The sequence below is a fragment of the Candidimonas humi genome, assembly GCF_019166065.1.
Lineage (GTDB): Bacteria > Pseudomonadota > Gammaproteobacteria > Burkholderiales > Burkholderiaceae_B > Candidimonas > Candidimonas humi.
Map to the genome: position 1 here is coordinate 1 of NZ_JAHTBN010000005.1, position 26,671 is coordinate 26,671.

20 protein-coding genes and 1 tRNA gene are annotated in these 26,671 nt (G+C 66.0%); 4 read left to right on the forward strand and 17 right to left on the reverse strand.

Annotated features, from left to right (window positions below; translation table 11 throughout):
* The first annotated feature begins 291 nt into the window (after window positions 1–291).
* Window positions 292–367: transfer RNA gene (locus KVP10_RS12840), tRNA-Thr, on the forward strand.
* A 335-nt stretch (window positions 368–702) separates the two neighbouring features.
* Here KVP10_RS12840 and KVP10_RS12845 read toward each other — a convergent pair.
* Complete coding sequence (locus tag KVP10_RS12845; RefSeq protein WP_217965012.1) at window positions 703–1,218, reverse strand: DUF2478 domain-containing protein; 516 nt, start codon at window positions 1,216–1,218, stop codon at window positions 703–705.
* A 397-nt stretch (window positions 1,219–1,615) separates the two neighbouring features.
* Between KVP10_RS12845 and KVP10_RS12850 the strand changes: the two genes are divergently transcribed.
* Window positions 1,616–1,933 (forward strand): TM2 domain-containing protein, encoded by a 318-nt coding sequence (locus tag KVP10_RS12850; protein WP_217965013.1) that lies wholly within the window; start codon window positions 1,616–1,618, stop codon window positions 1,931–1,933.
* Between the two features lie 99 nt (window positions 1,934–2,032).
* Here KVP10_RS12850 and KVP10_RS12855 read toward each other — a convergent pair whose 3' ends face one another.
* The 9 genes from KVP10_RS12855 to KVP10_RS12895 all read right to left on the reverse strand — a co-directional run bounded on the left by KVP10_RS12855 (window position 2,033) and on the right by KVP10_RS12895 (window position 9,922).
* Window positions 2,033–2,779 carry an IclR family transcriptional regulator gene (locus tag KVP10_RS12855; protein ID WP_217965014.1) on the reverse strand — a complete coding sequence of 249 codons (747 nt, stop codon included), beginning with the start codon at window positions 2,777–2,779 and terminating at the stop codon, window positions 2,033–2,035.
* Between the two features lie 161 nt (window positions 2,780–2,940).
* A complete protein-coding gene (locus KVP10_RS12860; protein ID WP_217965015.1) occupies window positions 2,941–3,789 on the reverse strand; it encodes an N-formylglutamate amidohydrolase in 849 nt (282 codons plus the stop codon).
* A gap of 180 nt (window positions 3,790–3,969) precedes the next feature.
* Window positions 3,970–5,469 carry a YfcC family protein gene (locus KVP10_RS12865; RefSeq protein WP_217965016.1) on the reverse strand — a complete coding sequence of 500 codons (1,500 nt, stop codon included), beginning with the start codon at window positions 5,467–5,469 and terminating at the stop codon, window positions 3,970–3,972.
* Between the two features lie 285 nt (window positions 5,470–5,754).
* On the reverse strand, window positions 5,755–5,958 hold the full coding sequence (locus KVP10_RS12870) for a hypothetical protein (protein WP_217965017.1): 204 nt from the start codon (window positions 5,956–5,958) through the stop codon (window positions 5,755–5,757).
* Between the two features lie 29 nt (window positions 5,959–5,987).
* Window positions 5,988–6,509 carry a peptide deformylase gene (gene def / locus KVP10_RS12875; protein WP_217965018.1) on the reverse strand — a complete coding sequence of 174 codons (522 nt, stop codon included), beginning with the start codon at window positions 6,507–6,509 and terminating at the stop codon, window positions 5,988–5,990.
* A gap of 247 nt (window positions 6,510–6,756) precedes the next feature.
* Window positions 6,757–7,524 (reverse strand): ABC transporter ATP-binding protein, encoded by a 768-nt coding sequence (locus tag KVP10_RS12880; protein WP_217965019.1) that lies wholly within the window; start codon window positions 7,522–7,524, stop codon window positions 6,757–6,759.
* A gap of 46 nt (window positions 7,525–7,570) precedes the next feature.
* Window positions 7,571–8,290 (reverse strand): histidine ABC transporter permease HisM, encoded by a 720-nt coding sequence (gene hisM, locus KVP10_RS12885; RefSeq protein ID WP_217965243.1) that lies wholly within the window; start codon window positions 8,288–8,290, stop codon window positions 7,571–7,573.
* A gap of 5 nt (window positions 8,291–8,295) precedes the next feature.
* Entirely contained in the window at window positions 8,296–8,982 is a 687-nt protein-coding gene (locus tag KVP10_RS12890) for an ABC transporter permease (RefSeq protein ID WP_217965020.1), read from the reverse strand.
* A gap of 160 nt (window positions 8,983–9,142) precedes the next feature.
* A complete protein-coding gene (locus KVP10_RS12895) occupies window positions 9,143–9,922 on the reverse strand; it encodes a transporter substrate-binding domain-containing protein (protein ID WP_217965021.1) in 780 nt (259 codons plus the stop codon).
* 524 nt (window positions 9,923–10,446) lie between these two features.
* On the opposite strand from KVP10_RS12895, the gene KVP10_RS12900 reads away from it, so the two are divergent.
* The gene (locus tag KVP10_RS12900; protein ID WP_217965022.1) at window positions 10,447–11,568 is read left to right on the forward strand and encodes a DUF2817 domain-containing protein; all 1,122 of its coding nucleotides are present in this window, start codon (window positions 10,447–10,449) and stop codon (window positions 11,566–11,568) included.
* A 241-nt stretch (window positions 11,569–11,809) separates the two neighbouring features.
* Here KVP10_RS12900 and KVP10_RS12905 read toward each other — a convergent pair whose 3' ends face one another.
* Both KVP10_RS12905 and KVP10_RS12910 read right to left on the reverse strand, forming a co-directional pair.
* Window positions 11,810–15,940: a Pls/PosA family non-ribosomal peptide synthetase gene (locus KVP10_RS12905; protein WP_217965023.1), complete on the reverse strand. Its 4,131-nt coding sequence runs from the start codon at window positions 15,938–15,940 to the stop codon at window positions 11,810–11,812.
* A gap of 439 nt (window positions 15,941–16,379) precedes the next feature.
* The gene (locus tag KVP10_RS12910; protein WP_217965024.1) at window positions 16,380–17,027 is read right to left on the reverse strand and encodes an FMN-dependent NADH-azoreductase; all 648 of its coding nucleotides are present in this window, start codon (window positions 17,025–17,027) and stop codon (window positions 16,380–16,382) included.
* Between the two features lie 165 nt (window positions 17,028–17,192).
* Between KVP10_RS12910 and KVP10_RS12915 the strand changes: the two genes are divergently transcribed.
* Complete coding sequence (locus tag KVP10_RS12915) at window positions 17,193–18,119, forward strand: LysR family transcriptional regulator (RefSeq protein ID WP_217965025.1); 927 nt, start codon at window positions 17,193–17,195, stop codon at window positions 18,117–18,119.
* Window positions 18,120–18,128: 9 nt separating this feature from the next.
* On the opposite strand, the gene KVP10_RS12920 is transcribed toward KVP10_RS12915, so the two are convergent.
* From KVP10_RS12920 to KVP10_RS12940, 5 genes are all read right to left on the reverse strand, one after another.
* On the reverse strand, window positions 18,129–19,511 hold the full coding sequence (locus tag KVP10_RS12920) for a heavy metal sensor histidine kinase (RefSeq protein ID WP_217965026.1): 1,383 nt from the start codon (window positions 19,509–19,511) through the stop codon (window positions 18,129–18,131).
* Entirely contained in the window at window positions 19,508–20,194 is a 687-nt protein-coding gene (locus KVP10_RS12925; RefSeq protein ID WP_217965027.1) for a heavy metal response regulator transcription factor, read from the reverse strand. Before KVP10_RS12925 ends, KVP10_RS12920 begins: the two co-directional genes overlap by 4 nt.
* A 120-nt stretch (window positions 20,195–20,314) precedes the next feature.
* Window positions 20,315–23,503 (reverse strand): efflux RND transporter permease subunit, encoded by a 3,189-nt coding sequence (locus tag KVP10_RS12930; RefSeq protein ID WP_217965028.1) that lies wholly within the window; start codon window positions 23,501–23,503, stop codon window positions 20,315–20,317.
* On the reverse strand, window positions 23,500–24,672 hold the full coding sequence (locus KVP10_RS12935; protein ID WP_217965029.1) for an efflux RND transporter periplasmic adaptor subunit: 1,173 nt from the start codon (window positions 24,670–24,672) through the stop codon (window positions 23,500–23,502). Before KVP10_RS12935 ends, KVP10_RS12930 begins: the two co-directional genes overlap by 4 nt.
* Entirely contained in the window at window positions 24,669–26,198 is a 1,530-nt protein-coding gene (locus KVP10_RS12940; protein ID WP_217965030.1) for an efflux transporter outer membrane subunit, read from the reverse strand. The genes KVP10_RS12935 and KVP10_RS12940 overlap by 4 nt, the downstream gene beginning before the upstream one ends.
* Between the last annotated feature and the right edge of the window lie 473 nt (window positions 26,199–26,671).

Here is a 26,671-nt window from a genome sequence, read left to right on the forward strand (position 1 = left end):
AGGGTTGCCCGGCGCGGCTCTCATCATGGAGCGGGGATCCGTCCCCATGCAGACTCCGGATAGATTTAAGCAAGCCCAATTTACGTCAACACTGTCCTGTTTGCAAAAATCGGGCTGACCATAGATTACTAACTGGCTACTACAACAGGGCCGCCCCCTTACTTTCCAAGGCGCGCGAAAACTGCTAGAATTTTCGACTCTTTGCCATTGACGCCTGCGGCCCGGCACCGGGGTTCGCGGAAAACGGGCAAATAGAAACAGGCGAAAAGAGAATTCAAGGTTTTAGGTTTCGCCGCTTTAGCTCAGTTGGTAGAGCAGTTCATTCGTAATGAAAAGGTCGCCAGTTCGAATCCGGCAAGCGGCACCAAAAAGTGAGAAGGGCCACCCACTAGGGTGGCCCTTTTGCTTGCATCGGGTCGCCAGTTACCTACGCAGTCGACTGTCCAGGCAGCCAACGATCTTTGCAGCCAATTACCTGTTTGATCGATGACCTGTTCGGCCGGGTTCTTCCCCGTTGGCTCTACCCCATAAACAGGGGATGGGGGCATTCATCACACTCGGTTAATTACCCCATTCGGCCGCACTGGGCCAAGACCTGTGCGGTAATTCGGCCGATTACCGGCCAGCCGATCACCCACATAGACGGATGAGCGTTGTAGAGATGGCTGGGCGTGCCATGCATGGCGGCTGGCCGCATGGCGCTTAGCGCGGCCCTGGCCGGATCATGTTCCACCATTGCGCGATCGCCGCCGGTTTGCTCTCGAGCCGCAGCGCGGCGGGGGCGAAGGCCTGCCAGGCTTGGGCATGCTTGGGCGACACGGTCGTCAGCAGCGGCCTGCCGGCCGAGATGGCGGCGGCAAAGGCTGCCCAGAGGCCTTTCTGCGTGGCTTCCAGTTTGCCGAACTTGCTGAAGACGACGATGTCGGCCTGCGGTATCTGGGTCAGCAGGCCGGCGCCGGCGTCTTCCATGCCCGCGGTGTCAAGGTGGCACGAGGTGCCGGCCGGCGGGGCGTCGAGCTGGATGGAAAATCTCTTGCCCGAGGCCAGGTCGCGCAGGAAACCGGCGCTGCACATGCCCTCGGTCTCGTTGTTTTCCGCGAGCACGCCGACGGCCTCGATGCCCGCCGCGCGCCACTGCGCGACGGCGGCCGAGAGCAGCGCCTGGGAGTCCAGGCCTTCGCGGTTCGCGATGTAGGCGATAGTGCTGGAAGTAGTCATTGCAATGAGCCGCCTGTATGGAAAACGTATTGCTTTGCCGGACGTTGCCTGCCCACGGCCTGGCTGCTGGCCACGTCCCGGGCTCGTCGCACAAGACCCGGGCCGGCGCTGGCCGGACCAAGAGCCTGCCGAATGGAACAAGGCCCAAGTGCGATTGGATCGGGATCCTGCCGCTGGGGACAAGATCCAACTCCAGCTAGATCAAAGGCTATCGTATGCGACAAGGCCGACTCCGGCTGGATCAAGGCCCGCCCCACAGGGCGAGGCCCAGCCCTGGCTTGATTGTAGTCTCTCGCTTGTAGTCTCTCGCCGTCGTCCGTCACGACATTGCGCCCGTGCAAGCCTGCCTCCGGAAGGATAGAATCGTCACCAAATCGACAAGGAAAGGGAGTACGCCATGGACAACAATCAAGCCGCTGTGACCATGCTCTACGACGCCAACAAGAAGAGCGCGGTCGTGGCCTATCTGCTCTGGTTCTTCCTGGGCGCCCTGGGCGGCCATCGCTTCTATGTCGGCAAGATCGGCAGCGCGATAGGCATGATCATCCTGCTTGTCATCGGATCGATGCTGGCCATGGTGGGGATAGGCACCGTGTTGCTGGCTATCCTGGGCATCTGGGTGATCGTGGACGCGTTCCTGATTCCCAAGTGGATACGGATAGACAATACTCGGCTGGCGACGAAGCTGGCCGGCGGCGGCCAAGTGCCGAATTAGCGTGAAGTCTCGGCGCTTGGGATAGCACCGAGCTCAGCGCCGTTCCCAGTTCAGCACAGAGCCGGTTCAGCACCGCTCCGAGTCCGGCACAGCGTCGGTTCAGCACAGCGCCGAGATCACCTGGGCGCTTTCCAGCAGCCTGTTCTTGATGGCCTGGGTGCGTTCGTTCGAGAAGCGGCGCCCCGGGCCCGCCACGCTGAGCGAGGCCAGCACTTCCTTGTCGCGATTCCATATGGGCACCGCCACGGCGGTGGCACCCGGCGTGTTTTCCCCGCGCGAGATCGCATAGCCGTTGGCGCGTATGCGGGCCAGTTCGCGTGTGATCTGGCTGCGCCGCACCAGCGTGTCGGGCGTGCGCGCCGCCAGCGGCTGGCTCAGCAGGGCATCCAGCACCTCTGGCGGGCTGTGGGCCAGCAACACCTTGCCCGAGGCCCCCACGTACAGCGGCCGGCGCACGCTGACGTCGTTGTGCACGCGATCGGGATCGACGGTGTCCCAGCGCGCGATGCACAGGGTCTCGAGGCCGTCGCGCACCCGCATCTGCACGTTCTCGCCGAACAGGCGGCCGAGTTCCCGCAGGTGGGGCCGCACCAGGCCGACCAGGCGGGTCTGTTCCTGCGCCGACAACCCCAGGTACAGGGCCTTGTTGCCCAGGAAATACAGGCCCTGGGGCCCTTGCTTGCGCACCAGGCCGCGGCGCTCCAGCGTATACAGCAGCCGGAAGGTGCGGGTCTTGGTGTTGTGGCTGTCGCGGGCCAGTTCGGTGACGCCCAGACCCGGCGTCTGCGCGATCCGCAGCAGCAGGGCCAGGGCTTCGTCGACGGCGGAAACGGTGTAGTCGGTCACGGTAGGTGGCGGGCGTCTTTGCCTGTTTGGGGTGAACAGGCTCTAGTGTCGTGTCCTGGAAATTCGCCCGCGCGATTCCGGGACACGACACCGGTTTTTGTTTGCCTAGTTTAGTGCGGGGCCGGAGTCGGAGTCGGGGCGTGAGCAGCGGCGGCCTGCCATCAGCCCTGCCGTATGCGCGCCGCGATGCGGCGCGCCACTTCGTGCAGCTTGTCCTGCAGCACCGTGTAGCCCTCGTGCTTTTCGAAGCGCTGTTCGTCCATGTACAGGCGGCGGTTCAGCTCGATCTGCAGGCTGTAGCGGCGCGAGCCCGGGTCGCTGTAGGCGCGGATCAGCTCCGCTCCCTTGTAGGGCTGGTTGATCGCCGCCTGGTAGCCCAGGTCGCGGAATTGCGCCGCTAGCCATTCGATGAATTCGCGCGGTGCGGTGGTGTGGTCGTAGTCGCCGATCACCACGTCGGGGCGCGCCGCGCCGGCATCGGTGTTCATGGCGTTGCCCACCGATTTCATGGAATGGCAGTCGATGTGCCAGACCACGCCGTCGCGCGCGTGGGCTTCGTCCAGCAGGCTTTTGAGCCGGGCGTGGTAGGGCAGGTAGTAGTGGTCGATGCGGTGGCGGACCTCGGCGACATCCAGCGGGCCGTCATACACCGGCACACCGGGCAGGGCGTAGCGGCGGATCAGCCCCATGCCTGCGCGGGTCTTGGCGCTGGCCTGCACCGGCCCGGGCCAGGGCTGCGCGAGCAGCTCGACGTCGATGTCGCGCACGTTGCGGTTGGCGTCTATATAGCTGCGGTGAAAGCCGGCGGCCAGGATATGTGCGCCTTCGGCCAGCGCACCGTTCCAGAGTTCTTCCACCCAGGCGTCCCAGCCCGTATCCAGTTGCTCGCGGCTGGCTCGCAGCGGCACCGTGGCCGGAAAATGCCGGCTGCTGTGGGGCGAGTCGAATATCAGGGGGATCGCGGGCCCATGGGGGGCTTGCAGGGTGTAGGGGGCGTGAGCTTCGGTCATGGCAGTGTCCGGATGGATGCGAGGTACGGGCCGTCGGCTCCGGGGCGCGCCCGGTCGGGCGCGGACGAAACACATTTGCCGGCAGCTATTGGCCGCCGGCGTGGCCTTGCGGCCTGCCGCCGCGGCGCCGGCCGCGGCCCTGGTGCCGCCGGCGGCCGGGCTGGCGCGTGGCCGCGCATTTCAGTAGCCTACGGAAATGGCGTAGGCCATTATCGCCAGGGACAGGACGGCCAGCAGCACGAACAGCGGCAGTATGAATTTCAGCCATTCCAGCAGGTTCACCTTGCCGGCGGCCAGGAAGGCCAGCAGCATGCCGGAGGTGGGCGTGATCATATTGGTCAGGCCGTTGCCGAACAGGAAGGCCTGCACGATGGACTGCTTGCCTATGCCGGCGAGCTGGCCGATGGGGCCGAGGATGGGGATGCTCATGGCCGCCTTGCCCGAAGTCGAAGGCACCAGCACGTCCAGTATCATTTCCACGAACATCATGCCCTGCGCGGCGAAGCTGGTGGAATGCCCGTCGGCCAGCGAAGACAGCTTGTAGATCACCGTGTCCAGCACCAGGCTGTCGCGCAGCACGATATTGATGGCGGCGGCCAGGCCGATCAGCAGGCCCGCCAGCACCATCCCCTTCATGCCGTCCAGGAACGCCTCGCAGGAATCGCGCAGCGGCAGGCCGGCGATCAGCGCGGAAATAATGGCCACTGCCAGGTAGAAGGTGCTCAGATCCTTGGAGTGCCAGTTGTAGCGGTTCACGCCGTAGATCAGCGCCACGATGCTGGCGCCCAGCACGCAGAGCAGGGCCAGGTGCCGGCCCGCCAGGCGCGTGCCGGCGGCAACCCGCGGATTGGGCGCGCGCGCCACGGCCGATTGTGCGGATGCGCCGGGCGCAGGGCTCTCTTGCGGCTGCGTTGTTTCTGTCCCGTCAGGAGCGTTTCCCGCGGAAAGCCGCCTGGCCGCGCTCATCCTCCGCACTTGGTACAGCATGTAGGCGATGCCCACGGCCAGGTAGAGGCAGAAGACGAAGACGCGCAGGCCGACGCCGTTCAGGGCGGGCAGCCCGAGCAGGGGCTGGGTGATGTTCAGGGCGAGCGGATTGGTGATGGAGGCGATGTAGCCGATCTTGGCGGCGATCAGCACCAGGCCGACGCCGAACAGCGGTGGCAGGTCCAGCCGTTCGGCCAGCAGCACGACCACGGGAATCAGCACCAGGTACTCGGAAATCAGGCCCAGGAAGGTGCTGCCGCAGGCCAGCGCGATCATCAGCAAGGGCGTCAGCCAGTAGACATTGCCGCGGGTCACTTCCAGCAGCCGGTCTATGCCTGCATCGATGGCGCGGCTCTTGCGGATGATGCCGAACATGCCGCCTATGATCATCACCATGAAGATCAGGTCGGCGGACTGGCTCAGGCCCTTGGGGATCGCGGCCAGGGTCGAGACCAGGCTGGCGGGCACGGCGCTCTTGCCGTGCGGCGAACTGTACAGCACGTCGCTCAGGTGCCGTTCCTTGGGCAGTACGTGATAGGTGCCGGCGACCACCAGCTTGCCGGATCGCTGGAACATGCCCGAATCCAGAACATAGGTCAGCGCCATGGCGAACAGCATGATGAGCAGCATGATGGCGACCGGGTGCAGCATTTTCTTCTGCGGCTTTGCGGGCTTGGCGGCGTCAGCGATCACGATTCATCTCCGGGCGGAATGTTTCGTTCAACGAAATCGAATAAAGGAGTCGGCATAGTTAGCCACCGAATTCCCGGGTAATAAAGCCTGGCAGAGCCCGGAACGAAAATATAGCCGGAATGTTTCGTCTGACAAAACAAGGGGAATGGCACCGCAGGCGCGATGCCGGAAGCTGCCGCAGGGACATTGGCCCCGCAATCCGCGTCTCGCACCCCGCAGCCCGCGTCTTGCCCCGTAGAGCTTGGATTTATTTCTAATAAGGATGCAAACCGCCGGGAGGCGGCCTTAGAAGGAACGCGCGACGCCCCAGATCAGCAGCGTCAGGCCGGCCAGGATGGCGATCATCTGCAGAATGGTGCCGCTTTGCCCGCGCAGCAGGGGCGGCCTGGATTCCTGGGGAATCTTGCTCAGTCGCGCGGCGGTGCGCGCTACGACCCAGCCGACCACGATCAGCAGGATGTTCAAGTATCGGGGGGACAGTCCGGTCATGCGTTGGGTTCCTGGGTGATGGCGCGACGCTATGCCGTCGCCTGGGGCTGGACGATCTCGGTGTAGCCGAAATGCGAGAAGTCGCGGATGCGCGAAGGATAGAGGCGGCCGATGAGATGGTCGCATTCGTGCTGCACGACGCGGGCATGGAAGCCTTCGGCCAGGCGATCGATGGGCATGCCCTGCGGGTCGCGCCCGGTGTAATGGATGCGTGTATAGCGCGGCACGGTTCCGCGCAAGCCCGGCACCGACAGGCAGCCTTCCCAGCCTTCTTCCGTTTCGTCGGACAGGGGCGTGATGATCGGGTTGCACAGCACGGTCTGTTCGACCGCCGGGGCGTCGGGATAGCGCGTGCTGGAATCGAAGCCGAACACGACCAGTTGCAGGTCCACGCCGATCTGCGGCGCGGCCAGGCCGACGCCGCCAGCGTCCAGCATGGTATCGAACATGTCCGCCACCAGGGTTTGCAGCGCGCGGCTGCCGAAGTCGGTGACGGGCTGGGCCTGGCGCAGCAGGCGCGGATCGCCCATCTTGAGTATCTCGCGTATCACCTGGAATTCCCGAATGTGATGAATGTTTGCAAATATAGCGCAGAGTCCTGCCAGCGGAGGCGGGCGCGGGCCCGTATGCGCGAACGCGACGCCGCGTGGGGTGTTCCTGGGCCGCGCGCCGCCGCATGGCGTCCCGCGGCGCCGGGCACTGTCATGCCCGGCACCGTCACTCCGGGCATCGTCATGCCTGGTGTCGCCGTGTCCGACGTCGCCATGCCGGACTCCGGCTCGCTGCGTTCCGCGGCGCCTACTTCAGGCTGCCGGACAGGAACTGCGCCAGGCGCGGGCTGCGCGGCGTGCCCAGCACCTGCGCGGGCGGCCCTTCTTCCTCGACCACGCCCTGGTGCAGGAACATGACGTGGTTCGAGACGTTGCGTGCAAAGCCCATTTCGTGGGTGACGATGATCATGGTGCGGCCTTCCTCGGCCAGCGCCTGCATGACTCGCAGCACCTCGCCGACCAGTTCCGGATCCAGCGCCGATGTGGGTTCGTCGAACAGCATGACCTCGGGTTCCAGCGCCAGCGCGCGGGCGATGGCCACGCGCTGCTGCTGGCCGCCGGAAAGCTGCACTGGGTACTTGTCCATGACCTCGGGCGCCAGGCCGACCTTCTGCAGATAATGCCGCGCGCGTTCCGTCGCGGCCTTGCGGTCCAGTCCCAGCACGTGGATGGGCGCGGCGGTGATGTTTTCCAGCGCCGTCATGTGCGACCACAGGTTGAAGTGCTGGAACACCATGGCCAGCTTGGTGCGCAGGCGCTGCAACTGGTGCTTGTCGGCGGGCGCCAACTGGTTGTGGCGGTCGCGCGTGGTCTTGAGCTCTTCGTTGAGTATGGTGATGCGGCCCTCGCTGGGCGCGTCCAGGAAATTGATGCAGCGCAGGAAGGTGCTCTTGCCCGAGCCGCTCGAGCCGATGATGCTGATGACGTCGCCGCGCCCGGCCGTCAGGGATACGCCGCGCAGCACTTCGTGGTCGCCGAAGCGCTTGTGTATGTTCTCGACTTTCAGGCTTTCCATGGTCGTGTTCGTATGTTCTTGCGGGCCCGCTTTCATGATCGCGGCCTCAGTCATGGCCGGACGGTTTCAGGAACGCCAGCCAGCGTTTTTCCATCAGCCTGAACCCGGCTACCAGCACGAAGGCGATGGCGGCATAGAACAGCGCGGCGATGCCGAACGCGGAAAAAGACGCATAGGTGGCGCTGTTGACGTCGCGCGCGACTTTGAGCAGTTCGGGCACGGTGGCGGTGAAGGCAATGGACGTGGCATGCAGCACGATAATGACTTCGTTGCTGTAGTAGGGCAGGGCGCGCCGCAGCGCCGAAGGCAGGATGAAGCGGGTGTAGATGCGCGTGCGGGAAAAGCCGAAGGCGCGCGCCGCCTCGATTTCGCCGGCGGGAATCGAGCGGATGGCGCCGGCCAGCACTTCGGTCAGGTAGGCGCAGGTGTTGAAGCTGAACGACAAGATCACGCAGTTGAAGCCGCTGCGAAAGAACATCGACAGGGTGGGCGTGTGGCGGATCGCATCCAGGCTGAACAGCCCCGTGTAGACGATGAGCAACTGCACGTACAGCGGCGTGCCGCGGATCACGAAGGTGTAGAACTGCACGGGCCGGCTCAGCCATTTGTTGGACGAGGCCCGCAATATGGACAGCGGAATGGACGCGGCGAAGGCGATGGCCATGTTCAGCACCAGCAGCCACAGCGTCATGGCCGCGCCCGAAATGGCCCAGCCCGAGTTCAGGCCCAGGTACTGCGGCCAGTATTCCCTGAAGATTTCCAGCAGGGTCATCAGAGCTCGGCCTCTTTGACGCCCACGCTGAAGCGCTTGCCCGCCCAGGACAGCGCCACCAGCGTGGCACAGGTGAAGCCCAGGTAGATCAGCGCGGCGAGGATATTGAAGAAGAACAGGTGCTGCGTGGAGCGCCCCGCCTGCTGGCTGATGCTGATGATGTCGACCAGCCCGATGATGGACACCAGCGCGGTGGATTTGATGACCACCTGCAGGTTGTTGCTCAGGCCCGGCAGGGCGTGGCGCACCATCTGCGGCAGGGTGATCTTGCGAAACACCATGCCATCGCTCATGCCGGTGGACAGGCCGGCCTCGATCTGGCCGCGCGGCACCGATTCCAGCGCGCCGCGGAAGGTTTCGGTCATGTAGGCGCCGTAGATGAAGGCCAGCGTCACCACGCCGGCGCTGAAGGCGTTGATCTCGATCTGGCCGATGCCGGCCAGGGTGCAGAGCCAGTTGACCAGGCTCTGCAGGTTGTAGAACACCAGCAGCATGATCACGAGATCGGGCACGCTGCGTATGGCCGTGGTGTAGCAGGCCGCGATGCCGTACAGCACGCGGTTGCCCGAGGTCTTGCACAAGGCGCCGGCCATGCCCAGCAGCATGGCGAAAAACGCCGACAGCACCGTCAGCGCCAGTGTCATGAGGGTGCCCTGCAGGATCAGGGGGCCGTATCCGTACAACATGGCTGGACGCGCCTACATCGAAGCCGAGGCGGCCGCCGCGCCGGCCGGCGCATGGGCGCCAGGACAGGCGCGCGGACAGCCGTACGAACCGGCGCGCGAACGGCCGCGCGCGTTGCGGCGCGTTCGTCGCGTGCTTGCGGCCGCCGCTCGTGCCATGGCCTTACTGCTTGTCGGGATTGATCAGGCCGTACTTGGTGTAGCGGCCCAGGATCTTCTGGTAGGTGCCATTGGCCTTGAGTCCGGCGATGGCATCGTCGATCTGCTTTTGCAGCGCGGTGTCGCCCAGGCGCAGCCCCAGGCTGGCGCCATAGCCGAATACCTGCGGATCCTGCACCGGCGTGCCGCTGAGATGGAAGCTCTTGCCTGCGGGCGTTTCGAAGAAGAACTGCGCCGCCGCCGCGTTCTGCAGCGTGGCGTCGATGCGGCCCAGGGCCAGGTCCTGCTTGGCGAGGTCGTCGTTCTGGTAGGTGACCAGGTTCACGCCCTTGCCGCGCCAGTGCTTGTTGGCATAGGCGGCCTGGGTCGTGCCTTGCACGATGCCCACGGTCTTGCCCTTGAGCGATTCGATGGTGGTGTCCAGGTTGACGTTCTTGGGCACCATCATGCGCGAGGGGCTGGCGTACAGCGGCGTGGTGAACAGCACTTGCTTCTTGCGCTGGTCGGTGATGGTCAGGCCGGAAAGAATGGCATCGATCTTCTTGGCGTTCAGGGCCGCGATGATGCCGTCGAAATTCATCTTCACCCACTGGCACTTGGCATGCAGGTAGTCGCAGATGGCATTGCCCATGTCTATGTCGAAGCCCTGCAGATTGCCGTGGGCATCGACCGACTCGAACGGGGCGAAGGTGGGATCCACGCCCAGGCGGATGTGCAGGGTGTCTGCAGCCTGCGCCGTGAAGGCGCACAGGGAGAACAGCGCGGCGTACAGGGTCTTGTACATGTGGGCTCCAGGGAAATGAGAGGGCGGACCGGCCGTAGCGGCCGATGCGAAATAGCTAATATTAGTTGAAAGTCTTGTCTATACAATATAAGTGGAGTCCCGGACGGGGCCCCGTAGCGGGTCGGGGAGGCCCGGGCCGCCATGCGCGGCCGGCGCCCGCGACGCCCGCCGGCCGGGCTGGAGTATACGCCTTGTTCCGCCGGGGCCTCCCGGCGCCGGTGCTGGTTATCGGGATGCCGGTGTCCCGCTCCGGTGCGGGATGCAAGGGTCTAGGTGTCTCGGCCCCGGCTCTGGCCCTGGTCCGAGTCCGGATTTGGATTTCGATCCCGACGCAGACGGCCGAGATATTGGCCCGGGCCACGGCAATGCTGTCGGGGTATCATCGGCGCGGACCCGCCCCGGCATGCGCCGCCTGTGCGCAGGCTCGCACAGGCGGCCGGCGTGGCGCGCGGGCCGTGCATGACTGCTGCGCAATGCGGAACATGCCGCGCTTTTATATGCAATTCGATGGAAGATACAGACAGATGAACCTGACCATGATGGATGCCGAGCCCAGCTACACGCTGCTCAGAACCCGATTCCTGGAAACCGCCAAGCGCCACGGCGCCCGGCTCGAGCACCACAAGCACCCGCTGCAGGGGCCGCAGGGCGAGGATCTGTATACCGACGTAGCCGTCTTCGCTCGCCCCGGCACCCGCAAATGGCTGGTGTCGGTCTCGGGCACCCATGGGGTTGAAGGCTATTACGGCTCCATGTGCCAGAGCGCATACATGGACGCCCTGGCCGCCGACGGCCGCCTGGACGGCGAAGTCGGCCTGCTGTTGGTGCACCTGATCAACCCCTGGGGCACGGCCTGGAAGCGGCGTACCAACGAAGACAATATAGACCTGAACCGCAACTACCTGGATTTCAGCCGGCCGCTGCCGCAAAACCCCGGCTACGAGGCCATCCACGAGCTGTTCACGCTGCGAGATGGCCAGGATGAAGGCGGCGGCCAGTCCGACGCGCTCTGGGACGCCAAGGTGCGCGAGCTGGGCCGCACCCAGTTGATGAACGTGCTGGGCGCCGGCCAGTACCGGCACCCCGACGGCCTGTATTACGGCGGCGTCGAGCCGTCCTGGTCGAACACCACCTTGCGCGCCATCGTCGCCCAGTACCTGTCCGATTGCAGCGATGCGATCAGCTTCGACCTGCACACCGGAGCTGGCGACTACGGCCATCCCATGCTGATGGCGATCGCCGAGCGCGAGTACCCAGGCATGGAGGACGCGCGCCGCATCTACGGCCCCTGGCTGTATACGGTGCTGACCGGCGCAAGCTCTACCACCGACACGGGGATTTCGGCGGCGGCCACGGGCTATACCTCGCAGGCGATGGTGGATACGATGCAGGGCAAGCGCTTCACCCAACTGGTCATAGAGTGCGGCACCTACACCAATGAGCAGATCCGCGGCAGCGCCTTGTGGAACGACCATTTCCTGCATCTGCGCGGCGAGCTGCAGGGCCCTGTGTACGAACAGGTCAAGCGCGACCTCCTGGAGTTCTTCTTCCCCGCCGACGCGGACTGGCGCGAGGTGGTGTGGGTACGGACCCGGCAGATGTTCGACCGGGCGCTGAATGATCTGGCTGCGCGCGATCAGGATTGATTGGCGCGGTTTTGCGCTGGAGCCTTGCTTTTGTCGTTGATCCTTGCGGGCCTTCCGGCTTGTCACCGGGCAGGCCAATAGACAGGTTTTCAAACCCGCCGCATGCCACGGCGTGAGCCGGGGACCCCGTAGGAGTCCGAAGCGCAGGCGAGTCTGCCGAGCATCGGAACTCCGCAGGGCAGCCCCGGCGGCTTAAGAACCCGCGCTTGGCGGCAAAAGAACTACACCCGGAATAAAGAACTCACTCCGCTCCTACAGGACTCAAGGACTGCTGCGTCGCCGTTGCGGCCTCCGGCTGCGTAACCCCGTCGCTTGCTGGCACCGACGGACAGCCGTGCCACGACGTTCCGGCGGGAATGTTTTCCCCCTTCATCACCAGCGTCAACGGCCCCAGGTGCGCGTCGTCGGCCACGGCGGCGCTGTACAGCACCGTGCTGCGCGGCCCCATATAGACCCGCTTGCCTATCCGTACATCGTCGATCTTCATGACGCGGTCCTCGAACAAATGCGTCTGCGGGCAGCACAGCGCATTGAGCTCGCTGTAGTCGCCGATATGCACGCAGTCGAATTCCGTCATGTCCGTGGTGTCCAGGTAGACACCGCGCCCGATATGGCAGCCCAGCAGATTCAGCGCCTTGGGCAGGAAGGGCGTGCCGCGCAGGTAGCGCAGGAAATTGGGCACCGCGATGCCTTCGTACATGTTTGTGGTGGCCTCCGAGAGCCAGACGAAAGGCGTCCACATGGGCACGGCGCGCCGCTTGTAGCGGCCCAGCAGCACCCACTTGAAAAAGGCCACGAACAGGAACGTGGCCAGGCCGAACAGCAGGCCCGAGACCGCCAGTTCGCGGATGGTCTTGACCCAGTGGCCGGCCCCGGCGATGGGCATCACGTCCAGCACGATGGCATAGCCGGCGGCGATCACCAGCGAATGCGGAGCCACGATGCGGAAGGTTTCCACCAGTCCGCGCTGCAGGCGCCGCATGGGCGAGGGGCGGTAGGTCAGCGACTCGGGGTAGCCCTGCACGGTTTCGCGCGCCGGCAGGTTCAGCGGCGGCGAGCCCAGCCAGGTGTCTCCGTCGCGCACCGGGGTGTTGCGCGGCAGGCTGGAAAGCACGCCGATCAGCACGTTCTCGGGCAACTCGGTGCCATCCGGGATGTAGGCCCCGTTGCCGACGAAGCTGCGGCGCGACACCTTGGTGGGCTGCACGGTCATCCAGCCGCCGTCTATGTGCTCGTCGCCCAGCATCACTGCGTCGGCGATAAAGGTTTCGTCGCCCAGCGACAGCATGTCCGGCACCACTCCCAGCGCCGTGGAGATCTCTGCGTCGCGCCCCACGCGCGCGCCCAGCAGGCGGTACCAGGTCGAGGAAAACACCGTGGCGTAGACGCCGTGCAATACCTGCAGGCTGGATTCCTGGATCTGGTTCACCAGCCATTTGCACAGGTAGACGCGGCCATTGACCGGGTAGCGGCCGGGCTTCAGGCGCGGCAGCAGCGCCCAGCGTATGCCGGCGGCGATCAGGGCCGTGAGCACGATCATCACCACGCTGGCCGGCAGCGACAGCAGGAAATACTTGATCAGGCGCAGCGCGAACACGTCGTAGCTATTGGCAAAGCCCGCCACCGCCAGCGGCTTGACCGCCAGGTTGTCCACGTCCAGGTAGTCGACCAGCATGAAGGTCGGGAACAGGGGTATGAAGAACAGCACGCTCACCAGCAGCGAGCCGAAGAAGAAATAAAGATTCTTCAGCGTGGCGTGGCGGCGGGATTCTGCGGGGCGCGCAGGCAGGCTGGCGGGATCGAAGGCGCCCTGGTCCTGGGCCGGCGAGCCGCCCCAGACGCGCAGTTCCGGCACGCGCATGCCGTCGCGCAGCGCCGACTGGCCCTGCACGTGGCCCCATTGCCCCACGCGGGTATTGCCTTCCAGCACGACATACGAGCCGATCGCCGCGTTGTCGTCGATCCGTATGTGGCCCAGTATCAGTTCGCCGTTCTCGACCCGCGCATTTTCCAGATTGACGCCATTGCCGATGCTCGCGCCATCGCCGATTTCCAGCAGGTCCGGCACCCGCAAGGTGCTCGAGCCGATCAGCACGTCGCGGCCGATGCGCGCGCCCAGGGCCCGCAGCCAGTGCACATAGAGCGACGAGCCGTTGAGCATGTACAGCGGCGTGGCCTCGAGGATGCGGTCGGTGAGCCACCAGCGGAAATAGGTCAGGCCCCACAGCGGATAGCGGCCGGGTGCGGGCCGTCCGAGTATCAGCCACTTGGCCGCGCAAGCCAGCACGAATTCCGCCAGCGAGACCAGCAGGAACACCAGCAGCGACCAGGCGACGGCGCGCAGGATGGAGTCTCCCGGATCGCCGGTCAGGTATTGATAGGTGAAGAAGGGCAGCAGCCATTGCGCCATCTTGAACGTGACGAGAAACGGCACGGTACAGGCCTGGGCCAGGCCGCAGCGCCAGCGCCGCCAGCGCGAGTGCTGCAGCCGCGGCACATCGGCGCGGCTGGCGCTCGGGGTTTGCGCGGCCTGGCGCCGCAGGGCGGCGGCCAGCATTTCGGCCAGGTCGCCGACGCGCCGGTTCTGGTAGAGGTCGCGCACGGTGATCTGCGCCAGGCGCGGGTCCTGGCGCAGCGCCGAGGCCAGCCTGGCGGCCAGTAGCGAGTGGCCGCCCAGGTCGGTGAAGAAGTCCATGTCGCGGCGTATGGGCTGGCCCGGAAACAGGCCGGCCAGCGCCGGAAACAGGATCTCTTCGGCCGCGTCGCGCGGCGTGTCCGAGCCTTCGGCCTGGCCGCCCGCGGCCAGTTGCATGGCCTTGAGCGCCTTGCGGTCTATCTTGCCGGAGGACAGGCGCGGCATCTGCTCCAGGCGTTCATAGCGCGCCGGCACCATGTAGGGTGGCAGGCGCGCGCCCAGGGCGGCGCGCAGCGTTGCCTGCGATGGCTCGGCCGCGGCGGCTTCTTGCGGGTTCTGGCCGTTGGACGGAACCCAGAACGCCGCCAATTGGTCCACGCCGGCTTCCTGGCGCAGCACCACGGCGGCCGCGCCGACGCCCGGCTGCTGGGCCAGCACCGCTTCGATCTCGCCGAGTTCGACCCGGAAACCGCGGATCTTGACCTGGTCGTCGGCCCGGCCCAGGCAATGCACCTGGTGGCCGGAGTCGATGCGGGCCAGGTCGCCGCTGCGGTACAGGCGCCGGTCATGCTCGCCGCTGACCCAGGGATTGGCCAGGAATTTCTCGCGTGTCAGGTCGGGCCGGCCCAGGTAGCCCGCGGCCACGCCCGGGCCGGTGATACAGAGTTCGCCCGTTTCGCCATAGGGCAGGATGGACAGGGTGCCCTCGGCGGCCAGTTCGGCATCGACCACCAGCAGGCCGTAATTGGGCAGCGGCTGGCCGATGGTCACCGGCTCGCCGGGCTTGAGCCGGGCCAGGCTGGCCGACACCGTGGTCTCGGTCGGCCCGTAGGTATTGAACATCTGGCGTTCGGGCGAGGCCCAGCGCTCGACCAGGTTCTCGGGGCACATTTCCCCGCCCAGATTGATGATGCGCAGGCTCGGCACGTCCTGGCGAAACAGCGCCAGCAAGGTGGGCACGGCGTGCAGCACCGTGATCTGCTCGGCCGCGAGCGCCTGCGGCAGGGCCTCGGGATCGGTGGCCAGTTCCTTGGGAGAGATCCAGAGCGTGGCTCCAACCAGGTAGCTGATCCAGATTTCCTCGAACGACATGTCGAAGGCTACTGAAAAGCCCTGGTACACGCGGTCGCTTTCCTGGACCCCCAGCACCGAGTTCTCGCTGCGCAGGAAATGGCAGATGCTGCCCTGGGTGATGGCTATGCCCTTGGGCTTGCCGGTGGAGCCCGAGGTGTAGATGACGTAGGCCGTGTCGTGGGCATGCTGCGCGCCGCGGCGGCGCAGCGGCACGTCGGCGGCGAGCGGCGCCAGCAGCCGTTCGGCGGTGTACGCGGGCAGTTCCGGTGCGGCCAGGCGGGGCTCCAGTCCGGCGCAGGTCACCAGCCCGAGGGCCTGGGCGTCCTCCAGGCAGACGGCAATGCGTTCGACCGGGGTGTCGGCGTCGAAGGGCAGCCAGGCGGCGCCGGTCTTGGCGATGGCCAGTTGCATGACCAGCAGGTCTATGCCGCGCGGCAGCCACAGGCCCAGGATCTTGCCGGGTCCTGCGCCAGCTTCGATCAGCCGGTGGCAGGCGAGGTCGGCGCGGGCGTCCAGCTCGGCGTAGCCAAGGCTGTCCAGTCCGTGGATCAGGGCGGTCTTGCGGGGGCAGCGCCGCGCCGTGTCTTCGAAGATGTCGGCCAGGGATTCGGCGCGCAGCAGATCCGGCTGCTGTGCGCCATGCAAGACATAGGATGGGGACATTGAGGAAGGAAGCGGCAGAGAGATAGGGGCTGCTGGGGGTTCCGAGGCGCAAGGGCGACGATGGGTACTATCGGGCGAACCGCCGAATTGCCCGCCGCGGTTTGCGTTGCAGCATTTTAATCCGCCCCAGGGTTTATGGCGCATCGCAAGTGTTGCGTGGGCGCAATAGAACTAAAAGAATGTAAAAGTAGGGGGGGCTGTAAAGGCGGAGGCCCGTGCGATGGCCGGAAAAGGTGGCGCCGCCCGGGGAAAAAGGACGGCGGACGACGGGATCGAGCAGACGCGGCCGGCGGTAGACGCGCCAAGCCGGAAGTGGGGAGCGGGGCCGGCCCGAGACACTGGGACAGCAGAAGCGCGGCCGCAGGGTCGCGGCTGCGCAGGCGGGGGCATGGCTCGCGGCCCAGGGGCCGGCGCCCTGGCGCCAACCCGTAGACTGGCCTCAGGCAGCCTGGACGGCCTGGTTTTCGTTGGCGGCCGCGAGTTCGAGCGCCTGGATGGATTGCTCGGCGCCGGCCAGTGCCTCGGCCTTGCGTTCCTCGCCCATGTTCAGGCCTTCGGCGCGCACGAAGCGCACGTCGCTAATGCCGAAGAAGCCGAACACGGTCTGCAGGTAGCTTTCCTGGTGTTCCATGGCGCGCCCGGCCTCGCTGGTCGAATAGATGCCGCCGCGGCTGGAGGCGACGATCACCGTCTTGCCGCCGGCCAGGCCTACCGGGCCCTGCGCGGTGTACTTGAAGGTGCGGCCTGCCTGGGCGATACGGTCGATCCAGGCCTTGAGCTGGCTGGGGATCGAGAAGTTGTACAGCGGCGCGCCGATGACGATCACGTCCGCGTCCAGGAACTGGCTGACCAGGGCTTCGGAAAGCGCGTTTTCGCGCTTTTGCGCGTCGCTCAGCGCATCCGAGGGCGGCAGGCGAAAGCCCAGCGATTCGGCGGACAAGTGATTGGGGGCGTCGCTGGCCAGGTCGAGATATTCGACCGCCAGGCCGGGGTGGGCGTTGCGCCACTGTTCGACGATGCGCGCCGTCAATTGGCGCGAGACGGAGTTGGAACCGGAAACGCTGGAATCGATGTGCAGGAGTTTCATGATGTTTTTTTCTGGTCGGTACGCCACGATGCGTGGCAATGGATATATTATGAATATGCGATGAGTGCCTGATAAGACGGCTGGTTTGCAATTCATTGTTCTATCTATGGGTCTAATAGTGTGAATAATTCTGGCGGCGGCTCCGAAACCTGGGCGAGGAATGGCATGCAGGATCTGAACGATATGGGCTATTTCGCCGAGGTGGCGCAGCGCGGCAGTTTCGCCGCGGCGGCGCGCGCCCTGGGTATTCCGAATTCGCGCCTGTCGCGGCGCATCGCGCGGCTGGAAGCGCAGCTGGGGGTGCGGCTGTTGCAGCGCACGACGCGCAAACTGTCCCTGACGACGGTGGGCGAAATGTACCTGCGCCATTGCATCGCCATCTGCGACGAGGCCCAGGCCGCGGCCGACGCCGTGGCGCAGGCCAGCAGCGAGCCGCGTGGCGTGGTGCGCCTGAGCTGTCCGGTGACGCTGGCGCAGTCCGTGGTGGGGCTCATATTGCCCGAGTTCATGGACAGCCATCCGCTGGTGCAGATCCAGATGGAGGTCAGCAACCGTGCGGTGGATGTGATCGAAGAGGGCATCGACATCGCGCTGCGCGTGCGCACCACGCTGTCGGACAGCGGCAGCCTGGTGGTCAAGCACCTGGGGCTGTCGCAGACGCTGCTGGTGGCCAGCCCGGCGCAGATCCGGCGCCAGGGCGCGCCGCAAGGCCCCGAAGACCTGGCGGCCATGGACACGGTGTCGATGTCGCCCACCGGCGGCCGCCATGCCTGGAAGCTGCTGGGCCCCGAAGGCGCGGAATTCCTGGCAGTGCACCGTCCGCGCTACGTGGCCGACGATCTGCTTGCGGTCAAGTTCGCCGTGCTGGCCGGCATCGGCGTGGGCATGCTGCCCGACTATATGTGCCGCGAAGAACTGGCCGACGGCCGGCTGGTGACTGCCTTGCAGGGCTGGAACCTGGAACCCGGCATCGTGCATGCTGTATTCCCCTCGCGCCGCGGCCTGGTGCCGGCGGTGCGGCTATTGCTGGATTTCATCGGCGAGCGCATGGCCCAGAACTGCGACGAGCATAACGGCGGCCCCCGCCGCTGATGCGCGCCGCTACGCCGCTTCCGCCGCCGGAACGCTGAAACCTATGGTGGTGATGCCGTCGGCGCTGCTGGCGAAGACATCGCCGCCGTGCATGGTGGCGATCGCCTTGACGATGGCCAGGCCCAGGCCGTGGCCGTGTGTCTTGCCGTTGTAGCGCGCGGCGTCGACGCGGTAGAAGCGGTCGAACAGCATGGGCAGGTGCTTGGGCGGTATGGATTCGCCCGGGTTGGCCACGCCGATGCGGATCTGGCTTTGCTGGCGCACAATGTCCACGCGGATCTCGGCGCCGGAATGCGAATGCTCGATGGCGTTTTCCAGCAGATTGGCCATGGCGCGGCGAAACAGCGCCGTCTCGATCAAGGCCTCGGCCTGCACGTCGCCGTCTATCTTGACGGTTTCCTGGGTCTCGTCGAGCACGAATTCCAGGAATTCGATGGTCTTGCCGATCTCGCGGGCCACGGGCGCGCGCACCAGCCCGGTGGCGGCCTCGCCCTGGTCGGCGCGCGCCAGGAACAGCATGTCGTTGACGATGGAGCGCAGCCGCTCGATTTCTTCGAGATTGGACTGCAGCACTTCCTGGAACTGCTGTGCGGTGCGCTTGCGCGACAGCGCCACCTGGGTTTCGCCGATCAGGTTGGTCAGGGGCGTGCGCAGCTCGTGGGCCACGTCGGCGTTGAAGGATTCCAACTGGGTGTAGGCGGCTTCCAGGCGCCCCAGCGCGCCATTGAAGGCGCCGGCCAGGTCGGAGAGCTCGGCGGGCAGCGGCGAGATGCGCAGCCGCTGCGACAGCTTGCGCGGGCTCAGCAACTGGGCCTCGCGCGACAGCAGCTTGAGCGGACGCAGACCCACGCGGGCGATCCAGTAGCCCAGGATCATCACCAGCATGACCGCCGTCAGCGACAGGGTCATGAGGGCGGTGAGGAATGTGTGCAGCGTATGGATGTAGGGCTTGGCGTCTATGCCTATGGTGAGATGGATGTCGGGCTGGCTCTGGAAGCCCGGAATGGTGCGCGTCAGCGTGTACAGCGGGTAGTCGCGCCCGGGCAGCCGCAGCATGCCCATGCCGTCCCGGCCGCCCAGGCGGGCGCGTATCGAGTCCAGGTCGGCGCCGTAGCGGTAGCGCGGGTCGGAACTGGCGACCCAGAAGCGCTTGCTGCCGTTGGTGGCGGTGAGCGTGTCCATCTTGGTGACGACATGGCTCCAGCGCTGCGGGTTGCCGGCGCGCTTGATCATGTATTCCATGTCCTGGTAGGCGGTCTGCAGCTCGTCGCGCTGGTGGCGTGCCAGTTCGCGCTGCAGTACCCCGTACAGGGCGGCCCCGATCAGCAGGAACATGGTCAGCGTCGCCAGCGCGAACATGGCGACCAGCCGCACCGTGATAGAGCGTTTCATCGCTGCCCGTCTTCGCTGCGCAGTTCCAGCACGTAGCCCATGCCGCGGATGGTGTGCAGCAGGCGCGGGCTGAAGGGCGTGTCCATCTTGGCGCGCAGCCGCTTGATGGCCACTTCCACCACATTGGTGTTGCTGTCGAAGTTCATGTCCCAGACCAGCTCGGCGATGGCGGTCTTGGACAGGATCTCGCCCTGGCGCCGCGCCAGCACCGCCAGCAGGGAGAATTCCTTGGCGGTCAGGTCGATGCGCGTGCTGCCGCGGTAGGCCTTGCGGCTGATCAGGTCTATGTGCAGATCGCCGATGCGCAGTTGCGCCGGTTCCTGCGCCCGGCCGCGGCGCGACAGCGCCTGCAGGCGCGCCAGAAGCTCGATGAAAGAGAAGGGCTTGACGAGATAATCGTCGGCGCCCTCGTGCAGGCCCTTGACGCGGTCTTCGACGCGGTCGCGCGCGGTGAGCATGATGACCGGCGTCTGCTTGACCGTGCGCAGGCCGCGCAGCAGCGTGAAGCCGTCCTGGCCCGGCAGCATGACGTCGAGCACGATGACGTCGTAGTCGTGCTGCGTGGCCATGTGCTGGCCGTCGATGCCGTCATGCGCCAGGTCGACCGCGCAGCCTTGTTCCGTGAGGCCCTTGTACAGGTACTCGGCGGTCTTGGGCTCGTCTTCGATGATCAGGATCTTCATGGGGAACACCGTTGCGACTCCCTATTTTAGAACCTGCTAGAACAAATACATGGCCCGGCCGCGACGCGCTCTCCGGGCCCCGGGCGGCGCGCCGCGCCGCCGCGGCATATGCCCGGCGGCTCATTCACCCGGCCGCTCCTGCAGGTGCGGCGCGTTCCTGGCTTCCTGGCGTGCCTTGCGCAGCTTGCGCGCCTGGCGCGCCTTCTTGCGCCGCATGTACCAATAGTGGGCCCGGTCCAGGTACAGGTAGATCACGGGCGTGGTGAACAGCGTCATCGCCTGCGACAGGATCAGGCCGCCCACCATGGCATAGCCCAGCGGCCGGCGCAGTTCCGAGCCGGCCCCGTGGCCCAGCATCAGCGGCAGGCCGCTGAGCAGCGCGCACATGGTGGTCATCATGATGGGCCGGAAGCGCAGCAGGCAGGCCTGGTAGATGGCTTCCTTGGGCTCCAGGCCCAGCTGGCGCTCGGCCGACAGCGCGAAGTCGATCATCATGATGCCGTTCTTCTTGACGATGCCTATCAGCAGGATGATGCCGATCAGCGCGATCACGGTCAGGTCGTAGCCGTTGGCCATGAGGATCAGCAGCGCTCCCACGCCGGCCGAGGGCAGGGTGGAAAGAATCGTCAGCGGGTGGATGTAGCTCTCGTACAGCAGGCCGAGCACGATATACACCGCCACCAGGGCCGCGGCGATCAGGTAGGGCTGGGTGGCGAGCGATTCGCCGAAGGCCTTGGCGGTGCCCTGGAACGAGCTGGTCAGCGCCTGCGGCAGGTTCATCGCGTTGGTGGCGTTCTGGATGGCCGTGACCGCCTGGCCCAGGGCCACGCCCGGGGCCAGGTTGAAGGAGATCGTGACCGCCGGGAACTGGCTCTGGTGGCTGATCGACAGGTAGCCGGTCTTGGTGGTGTCCACCTTGACGAAGGTCGACAGCGGCACCTGCTGCTTGGTCAGCGGCGATGTGATGTACAGCTTGCTGAACAGGTTCGGGTCCTGCTGCAGGCGCGGCGTGACTTCCAGGACCACGTGATAGCTGTTGATCTGCGTAAAGTACTGCGCGACCTGGCGTTGGCCTATGGCGTCGTAGATAGTGTCGTCGATCAACTGCGGCGTGATGCCGAAGCTGGAGGCGCGCGCCCGGTCTATGGTGACCGTGGCGGTAGCCGCCGAGTTCTGCTGGTCGCTGGCCACGTCGGCGAGCTGCGGCAATTGCTTCAGGCGGTCGAGCACCCGCGGCGCCCAGGTGTTGAGCTCGTCCAGGTTGGCGTCGGTCAGGGTGTACTGGTATTGGGTGCGCGACAGGCGCCCGCCGACGTTGATGTCCTGCCCCGCCTGCAGGAACAGGCGGATGCCCTCGACCTGGGCCAGCTTCGGACGCAGGCGGTTGATGACCTCGTCGGCGCTGACCTTGCGCCCGTCTTCCTTGGGCTTGAGGCTGATGAAGTAGCGCCCGGTATTGAAGGTGGGCTGGTTGCTGCTCATGCCGATCTGCATGATGTCCGGGTCCTTGCGCAGCACGTCGGCCAGCTTCATCATGCGCTGGTTCATGGCGCTGAAGGAAGTGTCCTGCGCGGACTCGGCGAAGCCGAAGATATAGCCGGTGTCCTGCTGCGGAAAGAAACCCTTGGGGATCACGATGAACAGCAGCACCGTCGCCGCCAGGGTGAGCAGGAAGCTGCACAGCGTCAGGAACTGATGGCGCAGCACCAGGTTCAGGCCGCGCCGGTAGCCGTCGAGCAGCTTGTCGAAGCCGCGCTCGAAAAACTGGTAGATGCGGCCGTGGGATTCCTTGTGATGGTCTTTCAGGAAGCGCGAGCACAGCATGGGCGTGAGCGTCAGCGACACCAGCACCGACACCACGATGGTCAGGGTGACGGTGATGGCGAACTCGCGGAACAGCCGGCCCACGATGCCGCCCATCAGCAAGAGCGGTATGAATACTGCGATCAGCGATACCGAGATCGACACGATGGTGAAGCCGATTTCGCCCGCGCCCTTGTAGGCCGCCTCCATGGGCGACATGCCGTCCTCGATGTGCCGGTAGATGTTCTCCAGCATGACGATGGCGTCGTCGACCACGAAGCCCACGGCGATGGTCAGGGCCATCAGCGACAGATTGTCCAGGCTGAAGCCCAGCACGTACATGATGGCCACGGTGCCCAGCAGCGCCAGCGGCACGGTGGCGCTGGGAATCAGGGTCGCCGGCACGCTGCGCAGGAACACGAAGATCACACCCACCACCAGGGCGATGGACAGCAGCAGCGTCAGTTCGACCTCGTGCACCGAGGCGCGTATGTTCTGCGTGCGGTCGATCAGCGTGGTGACATGCACCGAGGTCGGGATGGACGCCTCGAGCCGCGGCAGCGCGGCCTTGATGCGATTGACGGTCGCGATCACGTTGGCGCCCGGCTGCTTGGTGATGCCGACCACCAGCGAGCGGCCGTCGATGGCCGCCTCGCCCGGCGGCGCGGCGCGCCCGGCGAAGGCCCAGGCGGCCTGCTTGGCGTCTTCGGGGCCGGCAATGGCGCGGCCGATGTCCTTGATGCGGATGGGCGTGCCGTTGCGGTAGGCGATGACCACGTCGTTCCACGGGTCGGCGCTCAGGATCTGGTCGTTGGTGTAGACCGTGAAGCTTTGCTTGCGCCCGTCTATGGTGCCCTTGGGCGCGTTGACTGTGGTGTCGGCAATGACGCCGCGTATGTCCTCCATGCTCAGGCCCATCGCGGACAGCTTGTCCGGATCGACCTGGATGCGCACCGCGGGCTTGAGCTGGCCGAAAATATTCACCAGGCCCACGCCCTCGATCTGTGAGAGCTGTTGCGCGATGATGTTGTCGGCGTAGTCGTTGACCTTGGTGATGGGCAAGGCGTCGGACTGCACCGACAGGATCATGATCGAGGCGTCGGCCGGGTTGATCTTGCGGAAGGTCGGCGGGGTCGGCAGGTTGGGCGGCAACTGGCCCGTGGCGGCGTTGATGGCCGATTGCACGTCCAGGGCTGCGCCATCTATATCGCGGCTCAGCGAGAACTGCAGCGTGATCTGGGCCTGGCCCAGGGCGCTGACCGAGGTCATCTGCGTCAGGCCCGAGATCAGCGAGAACTGCCGTTCCAGCGGCTGGGCCACGCTGGAGGCCATGATCTCGGGGTTGCCGCCCGGCAGCTTGGCGGTTACCTGGATGGTGGGGAAGTCGACCTGCGGCAGCGGCGCGACGGGCAGCAGCGGGAAGACCGCCGCTCCCAGCAGGAACAGCGCCACCGCCAGCAGCGAGGTGCCGATCGGGCGCTTGATGAAATTGGCGGAGATGCTCACTTCGATTGCTCCGCCGCGGCGGCCATGTCCTGCACCTTAGTCACGTGTATGCCCGGGCGCAGCTTGTATTGCCCGTCGACCACGACGCGCTGGCCGGCGGCCAGGCCCTTGTCGACCACCGCGATGCCGTCCTGGATGACGACTACGTGCACGTATTGCAGATGCACGATGTCCTTGTCGTCCAGCACATAGGCATAGGTGCCTTCGGGGCCGCGCTGTATGGCCTCGTCGGGTATGGCCAGCGCCTGCTTGCGCACGCCCAGGTACAGGCGCGCATTGACGTATTGGCCGGGCCACATGTCATGCACCGGGTTGGGAAAGCTGGCTTTCAACTGTATGGTGCCGGTGCTGGTGTCTATCTGGTTGTTGAGCAGCAGCAGGCTGCCGTGGCCCAGTGGCTGCGGGCTGTTGCGGGCGTAGGCGTCCACCTGCAGCGGGCTTGGGCTGGCGCGCATCGCGTGGTTGATGTCGACGAAGGAATCTTCGGGCAGCGTGAACACCACCCCGATGGGGTCGACCTGGTTGATCACCACCAGCCCCCCCGCGTCGGCCGCGTGGACGATGTTGCCGGGATCCACCAGGCGCGCGCCCACCCGGCCGCTGATGGGCGCGGTGATGCGGGTGTAGCTGAGCTGGGTGCGCGCGGAATTGATCTGCGCGTCGTCGGCCTGCACGGCAGCCTCGAGCTGGGCGACCTGGGCGCGCTGCGTGTCCAGGGTCTGGCGCGTGGCGGCGTCCTGCTTGACCAGGTCGGCATAGCGCCGCAGGTCCAGGCGGGCATTGGCAAGCTGGGCCTGGTCCTTGGCCTTCTGCGCCACGGCGGCATCCAGTTGCGCCTGCTCGGTGCGCGGATCGATCTGCGCGATCAACTGTCCGGCGGCGACATCCTGGCCTTCCTTGAAGCCGACGCGGTCGAGCTGGCCGTCGATACGCGTGTGCACCGTGACGCTGTGCAGCGCAGTAACAGTGCCCACGCCGTTGAGGTAAATAGGCACGTCCTGCTGCTTGACGGCGGTGACGGTGGCCTGCACGGGGGCATTGGAGGCCTGCGGCCGCGGTTGCGCGTCGCTGCCGTGGCGGCTCAGGAACCAGACGATGGCGCCCAGCACGATCAGTACCGGCAGGCCGGTGGTCAGCATGGAACGTCGCGTGGAGGAAATCTTGCTCATGAGGCTTTACTCGGATTCTCGGGGTTCTGGGCGTTCTTGGCATCGGCCGCGGAGTTCTCGGCGGCGCGCGGCGGCTCGATCTGCGCGGCGTTCCAGCCGCCGCCCACGGCCTTGACCAGGGCCACGCTGGCGACCAATTGGCGCCCGCGTAGCTGCACCAGGCTGCGTTCGGCGCTGAGCGCCAGGGTCTGGGCGGTGATCACATTCAGGTAGACGCTGGTGCCGGCCCGGTACTGGGCCAGCGCCAGGCGCTCGGCCAGTTGCGCCGAGTCCACTGCTTGTTTTTGCGCCAGCGCTTCGTCGCGCAGGACGCGCAGTGTGGCGAGATTGTCCTCGACTTCCTGGAAGCCGCCCAGCACTGTCTGCTTGTATTGAGCCACCGCCGCATCGTAGGCGGCGATGGCTTCGTCGCTATGGGCTTTGCGCAGGCCGCCGTCGAACAGGGTCTGGGCCAAGGCTGCGCCCAGGGCCCAGACGCGTCCCGGGACGTCGAACCACTGCACGAAGGAGCCCGAGCTGTAGCCGCCGGAGGCGCTGAGCATAAGTGCGGGGAAGTAGGCGGCGCGAGCTACGCCGATATTGGCGTTGGCGGCGGCCGCACGGCGTTCGGCGCCTGCGATGTCGGGGCGCCGTTCCAGCAGTTGGCTGGGCACGCCGGTGGGCGTCTCGGGCAGGCGTATCGGCAGGTCCAGCGTTCCGCCGGGGGGGCCGGACAGCGCGGGCAGGGAGAAGTCGGCTGGCGCCTTGCCGACGAGTATGGCCAGGGCGTGCTCGAGCTGGCTGCGCTGCGCCTGCAAGTCGATGGCTTGCGCCTGGGTGGAACTGAGCTGGTTCTGCGCCAGGGCCACGTCCGAGCGCAGTGCCACGCCCGAGGCGTATTGGCTCTGGGTCAGTTGCAGCGCGCGCCGGTAGGCGGCGAGGGTGCGGGTATAGAGATCGAGCTGCAGGTCGGTGACGCGCAGCTGTATATAGTCTTGCGCCACGGTGGCCTGGATGCTGAGGCGCGCGGCCGCCAGGTCGGCGGCGCTGGCCTGGCTGGCTGCTTCGCCGGCCTGGACGCTGCGCCGTATGCCGCCCCAGAGGTCGGGTTCCCAGCCGGCGGTCAGGCCGACGGAATAGGTGTTGCCGAGCTTGAGGCCGTTGGTATTGGTCTGGGCGCGTTCGGCGCCCACGCCGGCGCCCAGGGTGGGCCAGAAGCTGGCGCGCGCGGCGGCCGCGGCGGCTTGCGCCTGGCGATACTGGGCCTGGGCTTGCTGGATGTTCTGGTTGGCGGTGTCGGCCTGGGTGATGAGGCGGTCGAGGGTAGGGTCGCCGTAGGCTGTCCACCAGTCGCTGTGGCCATCGATGTGGCTGGGGCTGGCGCTTTTCCAGGGGCCCGCTTCTTTGTAGGCGGCGGGGATGTGCATGGCCGGGCGCACGTAGTCGGGGCCGACGGCGCAGCCGGCCAGCGCGACGGCGGCGGCCGCGCAGGCCAGGCCGCGGCCTTGTCGCGCCCAGGCGTATTGCAACTTCGGGGGAAAAAGCATAAGGAGAGCTGCGGGCGAATTTGCAAGGGTTGGAGTAAGGGCCGGCGGCAGTCCGGAGGGGACGTGGCCGCCACCAAAATATCCAAGACTTTACGCTTTGTTGCAGGACTTGGGGCTGTCTCGAATATGACAATTTTGTCAGTTTGGGCTTGGTGTCGGGGGTGTTTTTGCAGGGATTTTGGTTGGGCGCTCCTTTTGTTTTGTTTTTGTGGTGATGGCTGGGGGCTTGGCTTGTCGCCTGGAATTGGGGTTGGCCGAGATTGCCCATCGGCTGGCGGGGCCTGTGCATCGCCGGTTCGGGTTCTTGACCCGCGGCCTGGAACGGGGCGCCTCCCTCCAGTGCGATACCCCACGCACTTCCGGGAGGCGCCCCGTTCCCTCCGCTACTGGTGTAGACGGTTGGTGGGACAAGGCAGGGATTTTTGCTTTTCGAGGATTTGATGGCCTCGATGTTTGTGCGTCGCTGGTCCGGG